This window comes from Sedimentitalea arenosa (assembly GCF_016428585.1).
Lineage (GTDB): Bacteria > Pseudomonadota > Alphaproteobacteria > Rhodobacterales > Rhodobacteraceae > Sedimentitalea > Sedimentitalea arenosa.
The window spans coordinates 123,049-137,552 of the sequence record NZ_JAELVR010000005.1 but is presented as its reverse complement, the minus strand read 5'-3'; the positions used below and the strand labels follow the sequence as shown (position 1 = coordinate 137,552).

Below are 14,504 nucleotides of genomic sequence, written 5' to 3'. Positions count from 1 at the left end.
CCCGCTCTCCGAAACCTTCGCTCCGGAACAAGGTATCGCATCGCAGGCATTGGCGTTCTTTCGGAACGTCGCCGAGAGCCTTTGTGGTCGCGATGCCTGACGTTGCACCATCGGCAATGGTCTTGTTCGCCATCACATTTGTCCCGATGCGTCGCGGGCACGCAAGGGCGACCATGATTCCGGTCGTGAAGGCATGCCTTCGTTTTCGGCGGCTCGGATTGACTCATCGTCGCGCGCCCTTCGGGTAGAGGTATTCGACTCCGGCACTTTCAAGTCGGAGTCCGGCGTCTTCTGCCTGGAGTAGAGATGTCGCAGATGTGACTCCGAAACGCCGTCGGCCTTCATCACGAGACGTACCATCGGATCAGACAGCATTTCCTCCAGGAAGATGTCGGACAACGCCCTGCCCGTCAGCTTGTCCTTGGCGCGTGCATCGTCCAGGGCGGCAAGGGAAACGGTCAGAGTCCGCACAAGCCCCGGATGCGAAATCCGGGGATGAAGTTTCACCAGAACGGAGGCTTTCCAGGCTGTGGGATCCTGTTGATCCGGGGGGGATACCAACTCCGTTTCGATCTCGTATTCTCCCGCCGGGAGCGTTTCGGAAAAACCTGGAACGGCGAACGGTCGGGAAAATACCGCAACGGTCTTGCTCGTCAGATCGTTCATTGGCGTGATCCTCTTCCTTGCTGCTGCGGGTGGGCCGCGCAACCCATAACAATGGGGTGCACGGCTATCTTGCGTCTCAAGACGTCTTGGATTTCGCTGGCGCTTCTTTTCCGGCGGCCTTGGAGTCGCTCTCCTTGGCAGGGGTTTTCGCGGCCTTCGCAGGCTTCGCCTTCATTGCCGCCGCTGCCCAGGCAGTCACGTCCTTGAAGGACATGTCATCGATCCTTTGATTGGCCAGCGCCAACTCCCTGTCCATGATGGACCGGGATGCTTGCCACCAGTAATACCGATATGGGGATCGGCGACCCGATTTACGATGGCGCATCGAAAAGGAAGCCAAGGTCAATCCGGCCAATTCATCGGTCCAGACCTTGAATTTCGTCAAAGTGTTCTGACCGAATTTCTGGGTCAATGGAACATCGGCGGCATCGTGGCCATGCCGAACACACGGCCTCGCATCGTCTTGTCGCTTTCATCTTCCTGGCATGCATGCTCCGTCAGTGAGCTGGAAGCCTCGATTGCAGCTCCACCGGTTGCCGGATTGGCCGAGATAGGCGTTCTCCGGCAGATCGATAACAACGCAGCCGCCGTTCAGAGGTTCGTATCCACGCTCACAGATCCAGCCCGGTCCATAGGATGCCTGGTCAAGAAAGGCGTTCGCAGGCAAGACAATAGCGTCGCATCGGTCTCCGATCTTGACGAAGCCTCTCTCGCAAGCCCAAACAGCGCCATAGTCTGCGTTGGTAAGATATGCGTTCGCTGGCACGTCAATCGGTGTGCATGTCCCTGCTACGGCCGCATAGCCGCGATCGCAGGTCCATCCCGTCCCCGAGCTGTCTTTTGTCAGATAGGCATGCTCGGGCAAAACGAGAGCGACACATGCGTCGCGCTCCTGCCGGTACCCGCGTTCGCATTGCCACTCGTACCCGGAAGACCGGAGGAAGGCATTGGCGGGTACTGGGATGGGATTGCAGGACGTCCCGTTCACCTCTTCATATCCGCGGTTGCACTCCCAGCCCGTCCCATAGGAGCGCCCGGTTGGATAGGCATGCTCAGGAATGTCGAGAGCAAGGCATTCGGAACCTTCCACCCGGTAGCCAAGATCGCAGTCCCAGCCGTCGCCATAGCTGCGTAGCTGAGCGTTCTGAGGAATCGCGCCGGTGCCACTCTGCGCAAAGACGGGAAAGGCAACGGACGCGACCACACCGGCGACAAACGCCAGTTTCAAGATCAGTCGTGCCAGCAGAGGTCTCGTAGTCTGGTTGCCACCCGCACGCGTTTCGGGATCGGTTGTTTCCGATGTTGGCGCCGGCAGAGTGTCCGCGTGTATCACGACCTGTTTCTCTCCGAGTGACTTGGCCCGGGGCATGAGTTCATGGCTCAAAGATCAAGGGCCGCAAGACAGGCTTGCGCGATGTCACGGTCCGCTGCATCGGTTCCGGGAACCGTCGCCCAGCCGGCCGCCATGACGGCATCGCGCCGCTGATAGTTCGAAGCGGCCCGGATCGTTTCCAGCTTCTCTGCCCTGGCCGGGTCGGACCGTGACATGTCGAGGCAGACCGGCACCATGGAAGCGACGACATCGTCTCGGGACATCGCCATCGCCCTGTCATTCGCGGTTCCGCCGGTCACCCAGCCGCCCCATGTGAATCCGGCGACACCGACGAAGGCCGCGCCAATCAGCGCGCCATAGATGCCGGGTTTGAGCCATTCGGGAGTATTCATTTCAAGTCCTCCTGCGGGGAAAGCGCCGCATCGCTCCGGGTTTTCGTTTCGGTTGCGGCGGCATCCCGGCACAGCGCCTCTTTGAGGTCGTTCTCGTTCGTCACCCGGAGCTCACTTTGCCCCGCGCGAGCGCCCGTTCCCCGTACCATGAGATAGGTTGCCGTCCGTCTATACGCCTCGAAGCTCAGCCCCTGGAGAAGTTCCTCTTCGACGAGAATCTCGTATTCGCCGGCGGGCAAATCGCCAGGGTATCCCGACAGGGTGAACGGGTTGGAAAACGTCACCGTCGATGTGATCGACCGGATGTTCATCTCTGGTCTCCGCGATACTGGCAAATCCGTCGCTCATCACTGGTGACGACCCCTTGGATTTTGGGCCTGACCGATCGAACGATTTCTCCTCTTGTACGTCGGGATCGTTCAACTGACGCTGACACATGTTAGCCCCGAGCAACCGTACCGGTGGCGAACTCCTCAGAGACAACAGCCAGCACTGACCTGTGTAAGGGCGTCGGGCCTAGCCTGCATGTACCCTTAAGGAAACGGGGGCGATTTGCGTTCCTGCTACGAAGGAACGGAATGACGATGATCGAACAAAATGGTCTCAACTTGCACCCGCCCGAATTCGAGCGATTTCTCTTTGCGTCGGTCGGCGAGGACCGAAACGGATATGGCGTGGCGGTCATTTCCACACTCGCGCGACTGGGCCTCGATCCATGGAAAGAAACCGCTGAACTGGTCACGCTGGGGCGCGACGCCGCGCGAGCACGGTTGGGAGCGATGCTTGCTAGATTTCGGGGTGTTCCCACGCACGCAAGCGATTTCGGAAGGGTTGCACAAGACCCGAGCCAGTTGCTTCCCGAAACTCCGACTTCAGGTACCCAACAGCGGGCGGCCTCGACGGGCGCTCACGGTCGTTTGGCCGAAAGCGGAGCGATCCGGGCAGTGCTCGCGCTCATCTTCGCCCTGTCTCAAATGTTCCTGGTTGGCGGGTCGGGGCAAAGCGAATGACCGTTTCCACCAAGACAGCAATGGCGCCAGCCCATGCCGCGCACCGCGCCGGCACCCTGTCCCCGAGTGAACGGGACATTCTCTGGGACATGGAGGAACACTTCTGGACCAGCGGGGCCGACAACGCCCGGGCGACCACTGCGACCAACGCGGTGATGATCTTTCCCTATCCGCCCGGTATCCTCCAGGGTGACCATATCTGGACCCATCTTCGGCAGAGGACCGGGTGGCATTCCGTCGTCATGGCCGAACGGCGCGTGATGCGGTGCGGCGACATCGCCATTCTCACCTACCGTGTCTCGGCAGAGAAGCCGGAGGTGCCGATCTTCAAGGCGCTGTGCGCTTCCACGTATCTCCAAGACGAAGACAGATGGGTGAGAATTTCCCACCAGCAAACTGTGGTGACTTGAGAACCGCAAAGGCAATCGGCCGGTCGCACACGCGGGGACTAACCTGCGTCAGTGCGATATGGCCCCGACACCAGTTATGTGAGACGTGCCCACCGAATGTTTGGTGGCGCATTTTTTCGAGTACAAGAGAAGCGTGTGGGCGTACCGATCCCCAAAAGGTCGGCATGTCGGCACGCTTCTTATTCTCGGAACGTCCATGAAAGGACAATTCCAATGACTCCCGAACAGAACAAGACTGCCGAGAAGATGACATCCGTGAAAGCCGCGTGGGACAAGGCGCCCGCTGGTCCGAAGAAAGACGCGGCCCTGAAGCATTACCAGGCCGCCGAGAAGGCGAACACGGCCAAGAACGACGCCGAGACGAACAAGGAACTCGACGCGGCATCCCACGCCCTCGTGTGACCATTCGCGTCTGACCAGATTACCGGGACCGTCTTCCAAGCCATGGCAGACGGTCCTTTCATTTCAGGAGAGGACCGGTCTGATCCAGATAGGCCGGGTCGAACTCGGCAAGTTCCACCAGTCCTCTGTAATCATGAAACGTCACACGGCCGTCCCGAAAGGTCACCAGCCCATGTTCGCGAAGCTGCCGCAGGACGCGGTTCACATGAACCGCGCTCAACCCGAGCGTGTCAGCGAGGTGATACTGCGTCAACGGGCAGTCGAACCCGTCTTTGCTTCCCATGCCGACCAGCGTCAGCCTCGATCCCAGTTCCAGCAGGAAATGCGCCATGCGGGCGTCCGCATCGCGCCGACCGATCCCCACCAGATGCTCCACGACCATCGCCTCGTCCCTTGACGCCGCCCAGAGTATGGCGGTCGCCAGGCGAGGAGTCTGCGCGAACGCCTCCAGAAGGTCGCTCGTCAGCACTTCGGCGGCTTGGATGTCCACGATGGGTTCGAAACTGTGGTCCGAGGTGCGCAAGAGGACACTCCGCAACCCCAGAAAATCCCCAGGCACCTGAAAATCCACGATTTGCCGAGTCCCGTCGGCCTGCAGCTTGTAGGAACAGACCCACCCCGCAGACAGTATATACGCGGCCCGGGCCGACTGGCCCTGATGCACCATGTCACGCCCCGCGACGAAGGAGCAACGACGCTGGTGCAACCGTTCCAGAACGGCCAACTCGACATCAGAAAGAGCCACGAATGCCGAAAGCTTGCGGGTCAGGGGGCTGTGCTCTGCTGATGTCATCATGCCTCCCGGCGTGTCGCGACCAAAGAGCAAAAATCGGTCCTGACACTGCTTTGGATCAGTCCAGCATAGAGCACTTCCTGCGAGAAGTATGGATGCATTTGAGCCTCCCGTCCCCGGTTCGCGATGCCAAGGAAGGAAACCCGGATGTCCACGGCGAGCGAATATGCAGGTCAGGCCGCGCTATCGATCTGCGAGGCGCTCCTGCTTGCCATGAACGATCGAGGGGTGCTGCCCGAACACGAGATCGTGGGGGTTTTGCGTGACGCAGCGGCGAGCCACGAGAATGTCGTCGGCACCGAACCCGAAACGGAAAGTCACCGTGCGGTCGCGGACCTGATCAACGCGATCATCGCCGGCGGAAACTCGGTGCGGCGCTCGTGACCCACTTCGGCGACGGATTCGATCCGTATTCCCGAAGCAGACCCCGAACAGGGTCGCGCCGCCTTGCGCATACCGAATCCGGGCATTCGACCAAAGTCATTTCGCCTGACAATCCTCGACAAGGAGCGCGTCGATGTCTTTCACTCCCCTCCACGACCGAGTTCTTGTGCGCCAGATCGACGGCGATGAAACGACCAAAGGCGGTCTCATCATTCCCGATTCCGCCAAGGAGAAACCCCAGGAAGGCGAAGTCGTCTCCGTCGGTGCCGGCAGCAGACGCGAGGACGGCGAACGCATCCCGATGGACGTCACCTCCGGCGACCGGATCCTGTTCGGAAAATGGTCCGGCTCGGAGATCAAACTCGATGGCGAAGATCTTCTGATCATGAAGGAGAGCGACATTCTCGGCGTGATCGCCTGAGTCCGTATTCCCTCATTGCAACCTCAGTCTCAGGAACTCACACCATGTCTGCCAAGGAAGTTCGATTCAGCACAGACGCCCGCGACCGCATGCTGAAAGGCATCAACACGCTGGCGAACGCCGTCAAGATCACCCTCGGCCCCAAGGGCCGAAACGTCATTCTCGACAAATCCTACGGCGCTCCGCGCATCACCAAGGACGGCGTCACCGTCGCCAAGGAGATCGTTCTTTCGGATCATTTCGAAAACATGGGCGCGCAAATGGTGAAAGAGGTGGCGTCGCGCACCAACGACGAGGCCGGCGACGGCACCACGACCGCGACCGTTCTGGCCCAGGCCATCGTCAAGGAAGGCATGAAGGCGGTCGCCGCCGGCATGAACCCGATGGATCTGAAGCGCGGCATCGACAGGGCGGTGGCCGCGGTCGTTGCCGAGATCAAGACCATGTCCAGACCGGTTGGGGACAGCGACGAAATCGCCAAGGTCGGGACAATTTCGGCCAACGGAGAAGTCGAGATCGGTCGGCAGATCGCCGACGCGATGGCCAAGGTGGGCAAGGAAGGCGTGATTACCGTCGAGGAAAACAAGGGGCTGGAAACCGACACCGAAGTGGTCGAGGGCATGCAGTTCGACCGCGGCTATCTGAGCCCCTACTTCATCACGAATGCGCAGAAGTTGGTCGTCGAACTGGAAGACTGCGCCATCCTGCTTCACGAAAAGAAGCTGACCTCGCTTGCGCCCATGGTGCCGCTGCTGGAGGCGGTCATCCAGGCCGACAAGCAGCTTCTGATCGTCGCCGAAAACATCGAGGGCGAGGCATTGGCGACGCTGGTCATCAACAAGCTGCGCGGTGGCCTGAAAGTCGCGGCCGTCAAGGCACCGGGCTTCGGGGATCGCCGCAAGGCGATGCTTGAGGATCTCGCGGCATTGACAGGCGGACACCTCATCTCGGCTGACCTCGGAACGAAGTTGGAAACCGTAACGCTGGACATGCTCGGCTCCGCGAAGAAGGTCGTTCTCACCAAGGACGATACGACGGTCATCGATGGTGCGGGCGACAAGGCCGGGATCGCCTCGCGCATCGCTCAGATCCGCAGCCAGATCGAGGACACGACCTCGGACTACGACAAGGAAAAACTGCAGGAACGTCTGGCCAAACTGTCGGGCGGCGTTGCCGTCATCCGGGTCGGGGGTGCCACCGAGATCGAGGTGAAAGAGCGCAAGGACAGGGTCGACGACGCCCTCAACGCGACGCGCGCGGCGGTGCAGGAAGGCGTCGTACCCGGCGGTGGGGCAGCATTGATCCATGCAGGCAAGGTCCTGGCAGGTCTGAAAGGCGACAACCCCGATCAGGATGCGGGCATCAAGATCATCTGCCGCGCGATCCAGGCACCGCTCCGCCAGATCGCGGAAAACGCAGGCGTCGACGGGTCGGTCGTCGCGGGCAAGGTCATCGAGAACGCCAGCACGACCTTCGGTTTCGACGCACAATTGGAGAAGTATGGCGATATGTTGCAGGCCGGAATCATCGATCCAACCAAAGTCGTGCGGATCGCATTGGAGGACGCGGCCTCGATCGCGGGTCTGCTGATCACGACGGAAGCGATGATCGCGCAGAAGCCGGACAAGGCCGGCGGGATGTCCGAAATCGATACCATGGGCGGCATGATGTAGACTGACCTCGTGCATCGAGCCGGGCGTACCGCTCACGCCCTGAACCTTGCGGCGCGGAAAACCGACCTGCCAACTCGGGTCCAAACCAGCCACAATTCAACTTTGAAGGAAATCACATGTCCAAAGGCGACAAGACGCGCGGAAATCGTGAAGCGAAGAAACCGAAAAAGACAAAGGAGAAGGTCGTAACAACGGCGGACTTCTCAAAGGGAAAAACGCCGATCAATAGTAAGCATCCGGCGTAGGCCACAGCGAGGTCAACGCGCGTGCTCATGGTCCATTTCGATCAGTTCGCGCAGGTTTTCGATACCGAACGGAGAGAATGCGATGACGCTGTCGTCGCCGGGGCCGTAGACCCAGATCACGCCATCTTCGGGCTCCATATCGATGGCGAGATCGAAGATCCGATCGACGGTTTCACCCAATTCGGCTGCAACGCGGTCGATGGTCTTTACGGAATGCACTTTGTTCAGCTGCATGATCATGCTGCCTTGGCGATGGGCCGGGATTTCCAATTCCAGGGCAGAAGTTCGTGCAGCCGCGAGACGGGCATGTCGGGCAGCCGGGCGAGAACATCGGCGAGCCACGCCTGCGGGTCGATGTCGTTCATTTTTGCCGTAACGATCAGGGTATACATGGCGGCGGCCCGCTCACCGCCGCGCTCGGATCCGGCGAACAGCCATGACTTTCGGCCCAAGGCCACGCCGCGCAGGGCACGTTCGGCCGCATTATTCGTCAGGCAGATGCGCCCGTCATTCAGGAACGCCGTGAAGGCTTGCCAACGGCCATCTTTCTCGAACATGTAGTTGATCGCCTTGGCCACCTTGTTGTGTCGGGACAGATTGGCGCGCTCTGCCAGCAACCAGTCATGGAGGCTGTCCACCAAGGGGCGGGAGAGCTCTTGGCGGGCGGCAAGGCGGGCATCGGCATCCAGCCCGCTGATCTCGCGTTCGATGTCGAAGATGGCGTCGATCCGTTTCACCGCTTCCAGCGCGGCCAGCGAGATCTGATGGGAGGGTTTGCCCTTGCGGATGTTGCCCGCGATGTCGGCCAGTTCGAAGAACTTCCGGCGTGCATGCGACCAGCACAGCGCACTGGTCACGGGCCCCGCATCGCGATCGGCACGATAGAGATCGTTATATCCGCCATAGGCGTCGGCTTGCAGCACGCCTTGCCATCCGGCCAGGTGCTGATTGGGATTGGTCGCCGCGCGATCTCGGGAGAAGCGGAAGAACGCCGCCGGTGGCGCGCCGCCATTCCAGGGGCGGTCATCACGGACATAGGTCCAGAGACGAGCCTTTTTCGCGCCACCCCGCGCCAGAAGCGGCACTGTCGTATCGTCGCCATGCAGACGGTGGGCGGCACGAACATGGGTTTCGATCAGGGCGTGGATCGGCTGCAAGGCGACAGTCGCGTGACCGACCAGGTCTGCCAGGGTGGACAGGCTCAGCTCGACGCATTCACGGGCAAAGCGCTCTGCCTGCCGGTTCAAAGGCTGGTGCTGACCATATTTCTCAAAGACGAGCATGGCGATCAGGCTTGGCCCGGCCCATCCACGCGGGATCGCATGGAACGGGGCCGGCGGTTGGCTGATCTTCTCGCAGGCCCGGCAGGTGAACTTCTCACGCACGGTCTGGATCACCTTCCAGCGCCGCGGGACCACCTCCAGCGTCTCGGTGACATCTTCGCCCATTTTCACGAGACGATCCGAGCCGCAGCAGGTGCAGGCGGTAGGGGCCTCGACAACAACCCGCTCGCGCGGCAGGTGATCGGGAAAGGGTTTGCGCACAGGATGGCGGCGCGTGAAGGCGCGCACCGTGCTGGCCTTTTCAGCCGCCTCGCCGGCGGTCAGGACATCTTCGGTTGCCGCCGTCTCCAACTCCTCAAGCTGCAATTCCAACTGATCGATCAACCGCGCACGTCGTTCTGACGAGATACCGTATTTGTCACGGCGCAGTTTGGCGATCTCGAGCTTGAGCTCTTGGATCATCGCTTCCGAGCAGGAGACAACCGCTCGGGCCTGTGCCAGCTCGCTTTCCGCAACATCTGCACGAGCCTCAGCGGCGGCCAGGGCAGCGCGTAATCTAGCGAGTTCGGAGGCGGCATCAGACATGGCCGATATTTACCAGCCGGAGCCACGGGACACCAATAAAAATAAGCTTGTAGTCGAAATTTATCCAGCCTTTATAGGGCGTTGCGTCCAACGTGGATTGCGCCAGTCAATGCCTTCCAGAAGATAGCCCAACTGCGCCGCCGAGATCTGCACCGCTTCGCCCGACCGGCTCACCGGCCAGATGAACTTGCCTGCCTCCAGGCGCTTCAGGTAAAGCGACATGCCCACGCCATCATGCCAGAGGATCTTGACCAGATCGCCCTTGCGGCCCCGGAAGCAGAAGATCTCACCCGCATGGGGATCGCGGCCGAGCCCTTCCTGCACCTGTAGCGCCAGCGTGTTCATACCTCGCCGCATATCGGTGGTGCCGCCCGCAATCCAAACCTTCACGCCAGCCGGAAACGCGATCATTGCCCGTCCACCACTGCCAGGATCCGCGCAAGCGCTGCGGGCTCCACCCCCACCGGCACGATGACCCGGCGACCATTCGTCAGGGCTATCTCAACCTGACAGTCCAGGGGCAGACAGGGATCAGCTAAATTGGTCTGCGACGCGGGCGCTTTCGTCATGGTCACCGGCGCGAACGATACCCGGCGAGAAGACCCAAGCTCACCGTTGCGATACTGCCGCCGCCAGGTTGTCAGCAGTGATCGGCAAATGCCATGCCGCCGCGCTGTGGCTGCCGCTTGGCGGTGGCCGACGAAGCTTTCCTCGACAATGCGCAGTTTATCATCATCCGACCAATACCGGCGGCGTTCACCATCGGCAGCAGACAGAACTTCGATTTGAGGGCGGTTGATAAAGTCGGACATAAGGTCGGACTTACCATCGGAGCGAACCCAAGATCAGACGGCCGCCCCCGGAGGCTTACGATCAATATCGGGAACAAACGGAAGTAAACTCTGATCTTCGGCGTGCAAACAGCCAAGCTCAATTGTTTGCCGCCTCAGCCTCGCAAGGAGCACGAGACGGCACGATATCGTGCAATCCAAACGTGAACACGTGCCGCACACGCTATCTCTCAAGCTACCGAAATTACGAGAGAATCGCCATCATCCATCACCGGACAGGTTCCGATCAGAGGTCACACTGCAGTATCGCACCGGATTTCAGATATTGGAGCTCTGTGCGCCATTCGGATGGTTTGGGCTAAGAACTGACCTGCTCCGCAGGCGCAGCTGTCGGTGATATGGTTGAGCGCCAACGTCGGATTCACATGAGCCAGTATCTGGTCAAATGCCGGCTTTGTCCGCAGAACGGCCATAAGACCGAATCCGCCGGGTGCTGCCCCCGAGCCCGGAACCGTCTCATGTTCCCTTCTCTTCAGGAACCCGGGCGCAGCTTGCTGACGTCTATTCCGGAACGGTCTCTCCACTGCCTCCCATTTCAGATGGGAAGTCCTTCATCTTCGGAAGGCCGTCAACCATCGGAAGGACCGTTTCGGCATAGTTGACGTGGATGCCAGGTTCAAACGTTTGGCTTGGGATGGTGGCGGCGTACACGTCCATTAATCCCCACAGCGGGTGGTAGGTCATCACATGGCCACCGCATCGCGAGCAGAACTGGCGGTCAGAACGGTCGGTCTTCTTGAAATGACCGATATGGTCTTCACCTCGTGTGACTGCCACGTTTTCGTTCTTGAACAAGATGAATGCATTGACGGGCCCCGCCGACCAGGATCGGCAAGACGCGCAATGACAGTATCCCATCGCCTCCGGATGTCCTGACACTTCGATTTCAACCGCGCCGCAGAAGCACGTTCCTTGTACCGGGCCTGACATTTCTGAGATCTTTCAGTCGCAGATGTAGCGGGCGCATTGCCTTCTCTCATCGCGAGCACAAACCATAGCAGCCTTCACCCACCCAGTGGAATCTATTTGAACGCGCCATGCTGGCAGGCAAATTTCTCGGAGCAATTAGATCGCCGAACTGCACCGAAACGCCGGCGCAAACAGGTCGAACGGCAACTCCGCCCGCAACGCCGCCACTCGAGCCAAGCGCAGCGAAGGTCGGCTCTCCGCCCTACCTTTTGGAAATGCCAAGAACGCGCATGCCAGAAATAACTGTCGAGTACGGTCTGGGACCAGAATATCAAAGCATTTCGTTCGAAAGCCCGCTCCAGACCGGGCGGCGGCGGCACTCAACTGGACACATGGATGGACGCCGCGTCGACTTTGATCCGCGCCGACAGAGTGAACAACAACCCCATCCTCAACCTCGGCCAATCTCCTAAAACGCAGTTAGCATGCGGTGCGAATTTCCGGCATGTAATAGGTGCCCAGAGAGGACCCAAGCGGCACAGACCCAGACTGATCTAATAGTCTCGACCGAATGGGCGGAATCCGGTTATGCGCCGCAGGTGGGCTCTATTCATGCCAAGACAGACGAAACCGACGTGCATCCGAGCTTGGCAGGGCTTCTTTTCGCTGCATCGCTGAAAGTCGACTCAGAACCCCATTGACCAATACGACAAAGACGGGGGCTCGCAGACCTAGCAGACCGGCGGCACAAAGGATGGCCCACACCTGCCGTTTGGCCGCCCGAGACTGCTTCACCGAAGCGGTCATCTGTTTGTTTCGCAGCGAACGCCACTTGCCATATCGGTACTGAAAAACCTTTCCGCCATTCCGACGACGTCGTTGCGCGATGCTGAGCCTGAAGTACCTGCGACGTCGTCAGAAGTTGGGCGCCTTCGCCGTCTCCGTCCCGCCCACGAAACAGTGATGGCGATATTGCGATGGCGTGACCCCGGTAAACCGGCGGAAGGCGCGCGTGAAGTGTTGCGGGCTCTCGTAGCCCGCCATCATGGCGACCTCGATGATCTTCATGGAAAGATCGTTGAGGCCCTCAAACGCAAGCGCAAAGCGCGCGTCCTGGAGTAATCTGCGAATAGGAACTTCCGCTCAGCTTGAGCCTACGCTGCAATGTGCGCGTGCTCATTCCCGCCATTTCGGCCGCGAAGGCGATATCGTGGCGTCCGTCGTTCAGGTAGGGCTGGACCATCATGCGCAGGAGGGTGACGAACGACCACGGCGTCGAAGAATCGTCCTGCTCATCTCCTGGCACCGACGAGGCCAGCGGAGCGTTTGCAGACGCGATCGCTTCGGGCGTCGGTCGTGCGCCCGACGGTGACGGATGTGTGCGGCTGGTCAACCAGAATGCGCGTGTCGGGAAACGCCGCCTGGACGGCCTCGGTCGGATGACTGCGCGACGCGAAGCAGATTCCGCGTGGGTTCCATGACGGTCCCGCGACGCTGCTCACGACCGAAATGACCGCCTGCAGGTTCAGCCATTCCGCCAGGCACATGAAAGGGTGGCGCCCCAGCCCCGCCATGTCGCAGATGACGCGCACATCGTCCCCCTCTTGCCGGATGCCCATCTCCAGAACGCTGTCCTCGAACCGCGACGATGCGGCGAGGGCTTCCAGACGCTTCAGGCCGGTCTGCGTGGTGTTGAGGGCGGCCTGCTGGGCGGGACACAACGAGGACAGAGAGGCCTTTCGTGCAGCAAGCAACCCCAATTCCATGGGGTGAAGGTCGTGACCCGTCCGCGCGATCCACTCCAGCGCCGCGGGAATGCTGATATACAGGTCCGGCGTCGCTTTGATGTGCTGCGGCAATTTCGAACGCGCCAAGTCACGATCAACCGGCGCGCCTATCTCGCGCAGCACCGATATTTAGTCGTTCAGATAAGTCGCCCTGACGAGCGCAAGTCTGCCGGCCAAATCATGTTTCCCAGGCTCGCCCGCCCGAAATTTGGTGCGCATTGGTCAGAAGCTGTATCCCGGATCGGTCAGCATTGCGAGGCGACATCCCTTGATTCCGGTTAGAGTACATGGCCCATCGAACGAAGGATTGCCAACCGGGACTCGCCAGGATCAGGTCCGTGGTCGCGGCTCTCGCCCTTGATGGGGCAGTCTCGCTCGACATCGCGGCCCGACGTCTCGGGACAAGTCCACGAACGCTGCAGCGCCGATTGAACCGGCGCGGAACAAACTTCTGGGCGCTCGTCGAACGTTCGAGATTGCCGGGGCGCTACTGGGTAAGACGGATCTCAAGGTCCGGGAGATCGCAGCCAGAATCGGGTATCGCAATCCAAATGCCTACAGGCGCGCGCGGACAAGTCTAAAGCCCGTGGAGCAAGATTGGCGCGAAAAGGGCAGAAGTGCGCCGCGCCCGTCAGTAGCGATGCAGAGCTTTGCAGAAATATCCAAGGAGACTTGACGGATGATACGCCTTCCAATTCTGAACGCTTTCGCACTCGCCGTCGCCATGGGACCCGCTTGGGGGAAGTCTCGCAGACCGAACTCGACGCCATCTCCATCCCTGACAAGGTCGAGACGGCGATCGGAACGCTCGAATTCTTCGATGGCGTGCCGACCGATGCCAGCGTCGCCACGATCTTTGTAAACCTCGACCGCATGCGCGGCATGGAAGTGTTCCTCGACAATGTGGGCGCGGTGTCGATGTACAGCGTTCGCAAGGGGCTGGCCGATGCCGGGGCCGAGGGCGCGAACCGGATCGCCCTGTTCGAGCAGTTGCTGGATTCCCAGATTCTCGTCGTTACTGCCAACACATCGACGCTCTATGCCTAGACCTATACCGATCTCGCCAAGGACGGACCGACCGTCATCGATTTTCCGCGAAGCATGCTCGGCTTTCTGAACGACGCCTGGCAGCGCTTCATTGGAAACATGGGCGTGACCGGGCCGGACAAGGGCAAGGGCGGCAAGTATCTTGTCGTGCCCCCCGGCTACACTGGCGAAATTCCCGAGGGATATTTCCTGCTCAAGCCCGCGACGAACCGGAATTTCATGTTCCTGCGCGGTTTGATCGCGAGGGGCCTGGAGCCTGCAGTGAAAACCATCACCTCCAAGCTGCAGGTCTATCCGTTGAAGGATGTGGCCA

21 protein-coding genes and 1 pseudogene are annotated in these 14,504 nt (G+C 60.3%); 9 read left to right on the top strand and 13 right to left on the bottom strand.

Annotated features, from left to right (window positions below; genetic code table 11):
• Positions 1-132: 132 nt before the first annotated feature.
• The 5 genes from JF290_RS08820 to JF290_RS08800 all read right to left on the bottom strand — a co-directional run bounded on the left by JF290_RS08820 (position 133) and on the right by JF290_RS08800 (position 2,702).
• Positions 133-666 (bottom strand): hypothetical protein, encoded by a 534-nt coding sequence (locus JF290_RS08820; protein WP_199024487.1) that lies wholly within the window; start codon positions 664-666, stop codon positions 133-135.
• Between the two features lie 76 nt (positions 667-742).
• A complete protein-coding gene (locus tag JF290_RS08815) occupies positions 743-1,078 on the bottom strand; it encodes a hypothetical protein (RefSeq protein ID WP_199024486.1) in 336 nt (111 codons plus the stop codon).
• Positions 1,079-1,138: 60 nt separating this feature from the next.
• Complete coding sequence (locus tag JF290_RS08810) at positions 1,139-2,050, bottom strand: hypothetical protein (RefSeq protein WP_199024485.1); 912 nt, start codon at positions 2,048-2,050, stop codon at positions 1,139-1,141.
• A complete protein-coding gene (locus tag JF290_RS08805) occupies positions 2,047-2,391 on the bottom strand; it encodes a hypothetical protein (RefSeq protein WP_199024484.1) in 345 nt (114 codons plus the stop codon). The genes JF290_RS08810 and JF290_RS08805 overlap by 4 nt, the downstream gene beginning before the upstream one ends.
• Positions 2,388-2,702, bottom strand: a complete 315-nt coding sequence (locus tag JF290_RS08800; RefSeq protein WP_199024483.1) for a hypothetical protein — start codon at positions 2,700-2,702, stop codon at positions 2,388-2,390. The genes JF290_RS08805 and JF290_RS08800 overlap by 4 nt, the downstream gene beginning before the upstream one ends.
• Before the next feature lie 267 nt (positions 2,703-2,969).
• Here JF290_RS08800 and JF290_RS08795 point away from each other — a divergent pair, with 267 nt between their 5' ends.
• The 3 genes from JF290_RS08795 to JF290_RS08785 all read left to right on the top strand — a co-directional run bounded on the left by JF290_RS08795 (position 2,970) and on the right by JF290_RS08785 (position 4,213).
• A complete protein-coding gene (locus JF290_RS08795; protein ID WP_199024482.1) occupies positions 2,970-3,401 on the top strand; it encodes a hypothetical protein in 432 nt (143 codons plus the stop codon).
• Positions 3,398-3,811: a hypothetical protein gene (locus JF290_RS08790; RefSeq protein WP_227362631.1), complete on the top strand. Its 414-nt coding sequence runs from the start codon at positions 3,398-3,400 to the stop codon at positions 3,809-3,811. Before JF290_RS08795 ends, JF290_RS08790 begins: the two co-directional genes overlap by 4 nt.
• A gap of 213 nt (positions 3,812-4,024) precedes the next feature.
• The gene (locus tag JF290_RS08785; protein WP_199024481.1) at positions 4,025-4,213 is read left to right on the top strand and encodes a hypothetical protein; all 189 of its coding nucleotides are present in this window, start codon (positions 4,025-4,027) and stop codon (positions 4,211-4,213) included.
• 58 nt (positions 4,214-4,271) lie between these two features.
• Here JF290_RS08785 and JF290_RS08780 read toward each other — a convergent pair whose 3' ends face one another.
• Positions 4,272-5,006, bottom strand: coding sequence for a Crp/Fnr family transcriptional regulator (locus JF290_RS08780; RefSeq protein WP_199024480.1), 735 nt, complete (start codon positions 5,004-5,006; stop codon positions 4,272-4,274).
• A gap of 147 nt (positions 5,007-5,153) precedes the next feature.
• Between JF290_RS08780 and JF290_RS08775 the strand changes: the two genes are divergently transcribed.
• The 4 genes from JF290_RS08775 to JF290_RS19715 all read left to right on the top strand — a co-directional run bounded on the left by JF290_RS08775 (position 5,154) and on the right by JF290_RS19715 (position 7,729).
• Complete coding sequence (locus JF290_RS08775; protein WP_199024479.1) at positions 5,154-5,390, top strand: hypothetical protein; 237 nt, start codon at positions 5,154-5,156, stop codon at positions 5,388-5,390.
• A gap of 133 nt (positions 5,391-5,523) precedes the next feature.
• Positions 5,524-5,811: a co-chaperone GroES gene (locus tag JF290_RS08770; RefSeq protein ID WP_199024478.1), complete on the top strand. Its 288-nt coding sequence runs from the start codon at positions 5,524-5,526 to the stop codon at positions 5,809-5,811.
• Positions 5,812-5,855: 44 nt separating this feature from the next.
• On the top strand, positions 5,856-7,484 hold the full coding sequence (gene groL / locus JF290_RS08765; RefSeq protein WP_199024477.1) for a chaperonin GroEL: 1,629 nt from the start codon (positions 5,856-5,858) through the stop codon (positions 7,482-7,484).
• Between the two features lie 116 nt (positions 7,485-7,600).
• Positions 7,601-7,729, top strand: a complete 129-nt coding sequence (locus tag JF290_RS19715; protein WP_268911998.1) for a hypothetical protein — start codon at positions 7,601-7,603, stop codon at positions 7,727-7,729.
• 12 nt (positions 7,730-7,741) lie between these two features.
• On the opposite strand, the gene JF290_RS08760 is transcribed toward JF290_RS19715, so the two are convergent.
• The 7 genes from JF290_RS08760 to JF290_RS08730 form a co-directional block, all read right to left on the bottom strand.
• Complete coding sequence (locus JF290_RS08760; protein ID WP_233155222.1) at positions 7,742-7,963, bottom strand: hypothetical protein; 222 nt, start codon at positions 7,961-7,963, stop codon at positions 7,742-7,744.
• A 2-nt stretch (positions 7,964-7,965) separates the two neighbouring features.
• Positions 7,966-9,597, bottom strand: coding sequence for an IS66 family transposase (tnpC, locus tag JF290_RS08755; protein ID WP_199024475.1), 1,632 nt, complete (start codon positions 9,595-9,597; stop codon positions 7,966-7,968).
• A gap of 60 nt (positions 9,598-9,657) precedes the next feature.
• The gene (gene tnpB, locus JF290_RS08750; protein WP_090736633.1) at positions 9,658-10,008 is read right to left on the bottom strand and encodes an IS66 family insertion sequence element accessory protein TnpB; all 351 of its coding nucleotides are present in this window, start codon (positions 10,006-10,008) and stop codon (positions 9,658-9,660) included.
• Positions 10,005-10,409 (bottom strand): IS66-like element accessory protein TnpA, encoded by a 405-nt coding sequence (tnpA, locus tag JF290_RS08745; protein WP_199024474.1) that lies wholly within the window; start codon positions 10,407-10,409, stop codon positions 10,005-10,007. The genes tnpB and tnpA overlap by 4 nt, the downstream gene beginning before the upstream one ends.
• 540 nt (positions 10,410-10,949) lie before the next feature.
• Entirely contained in the window at positions 10,950-11,378 is a 429-nt protein-coding gene (locus JF290_RS08740; RefSeq protein WP_199024473.1) for a GFA family protein, read from the bottom strand.
• Between the two features lie 894 nt (positions 11,379-12,272).
• Positions 12,273-12,488, bottom strand: a complete 216-nt coding sequence (locus tag JF290_RS19710; RefSeq protein WP_199024641.1) for a helix-turn-helix domain-containing protein — start codon at positions 12,486-12,488, stop codon at positions 12,273-12,275.
• A gap of 161 nt (positions 12,489-12,649) precedes the next feature.
• Positions 12,650-13,267 (bottom strand): AraC family transcriptional regulator ligand-binding domain-containing protein, encoded by a 618-nt coding sequence (locus tag JF290_RS08730; RefSeq protein WP_199024472.1) that lies wholly within the window; start codon positions 13,265-13,267, stop codon positions 12,650-12,652.
• 612 nt (positions 13,268-13,879) lie between these two features.
• On the opposite strand from JF290_RS08730, the gene JF290_RS08725 reads away from it, so the two are divergent.
• A complete protein-coding gene (locus JF290_RS08725; protein ID WP_199024471.1) occupies positions 13,880-14,191 on the top strand; it encodes a hypothetical protein in 312 nt (103 codons plus the stop codon).
• Between the two features lie 15 nt (positions 14,192-14,206).
• Positions 14,207-14,476, top strand: a pseudogene (locus tag JF290_RS19705) (DUF1254 domain-containing protein); the annotation flags it as partial.
• Positions 14,477-14,504 lie beyond the last annotated feature (28 nt).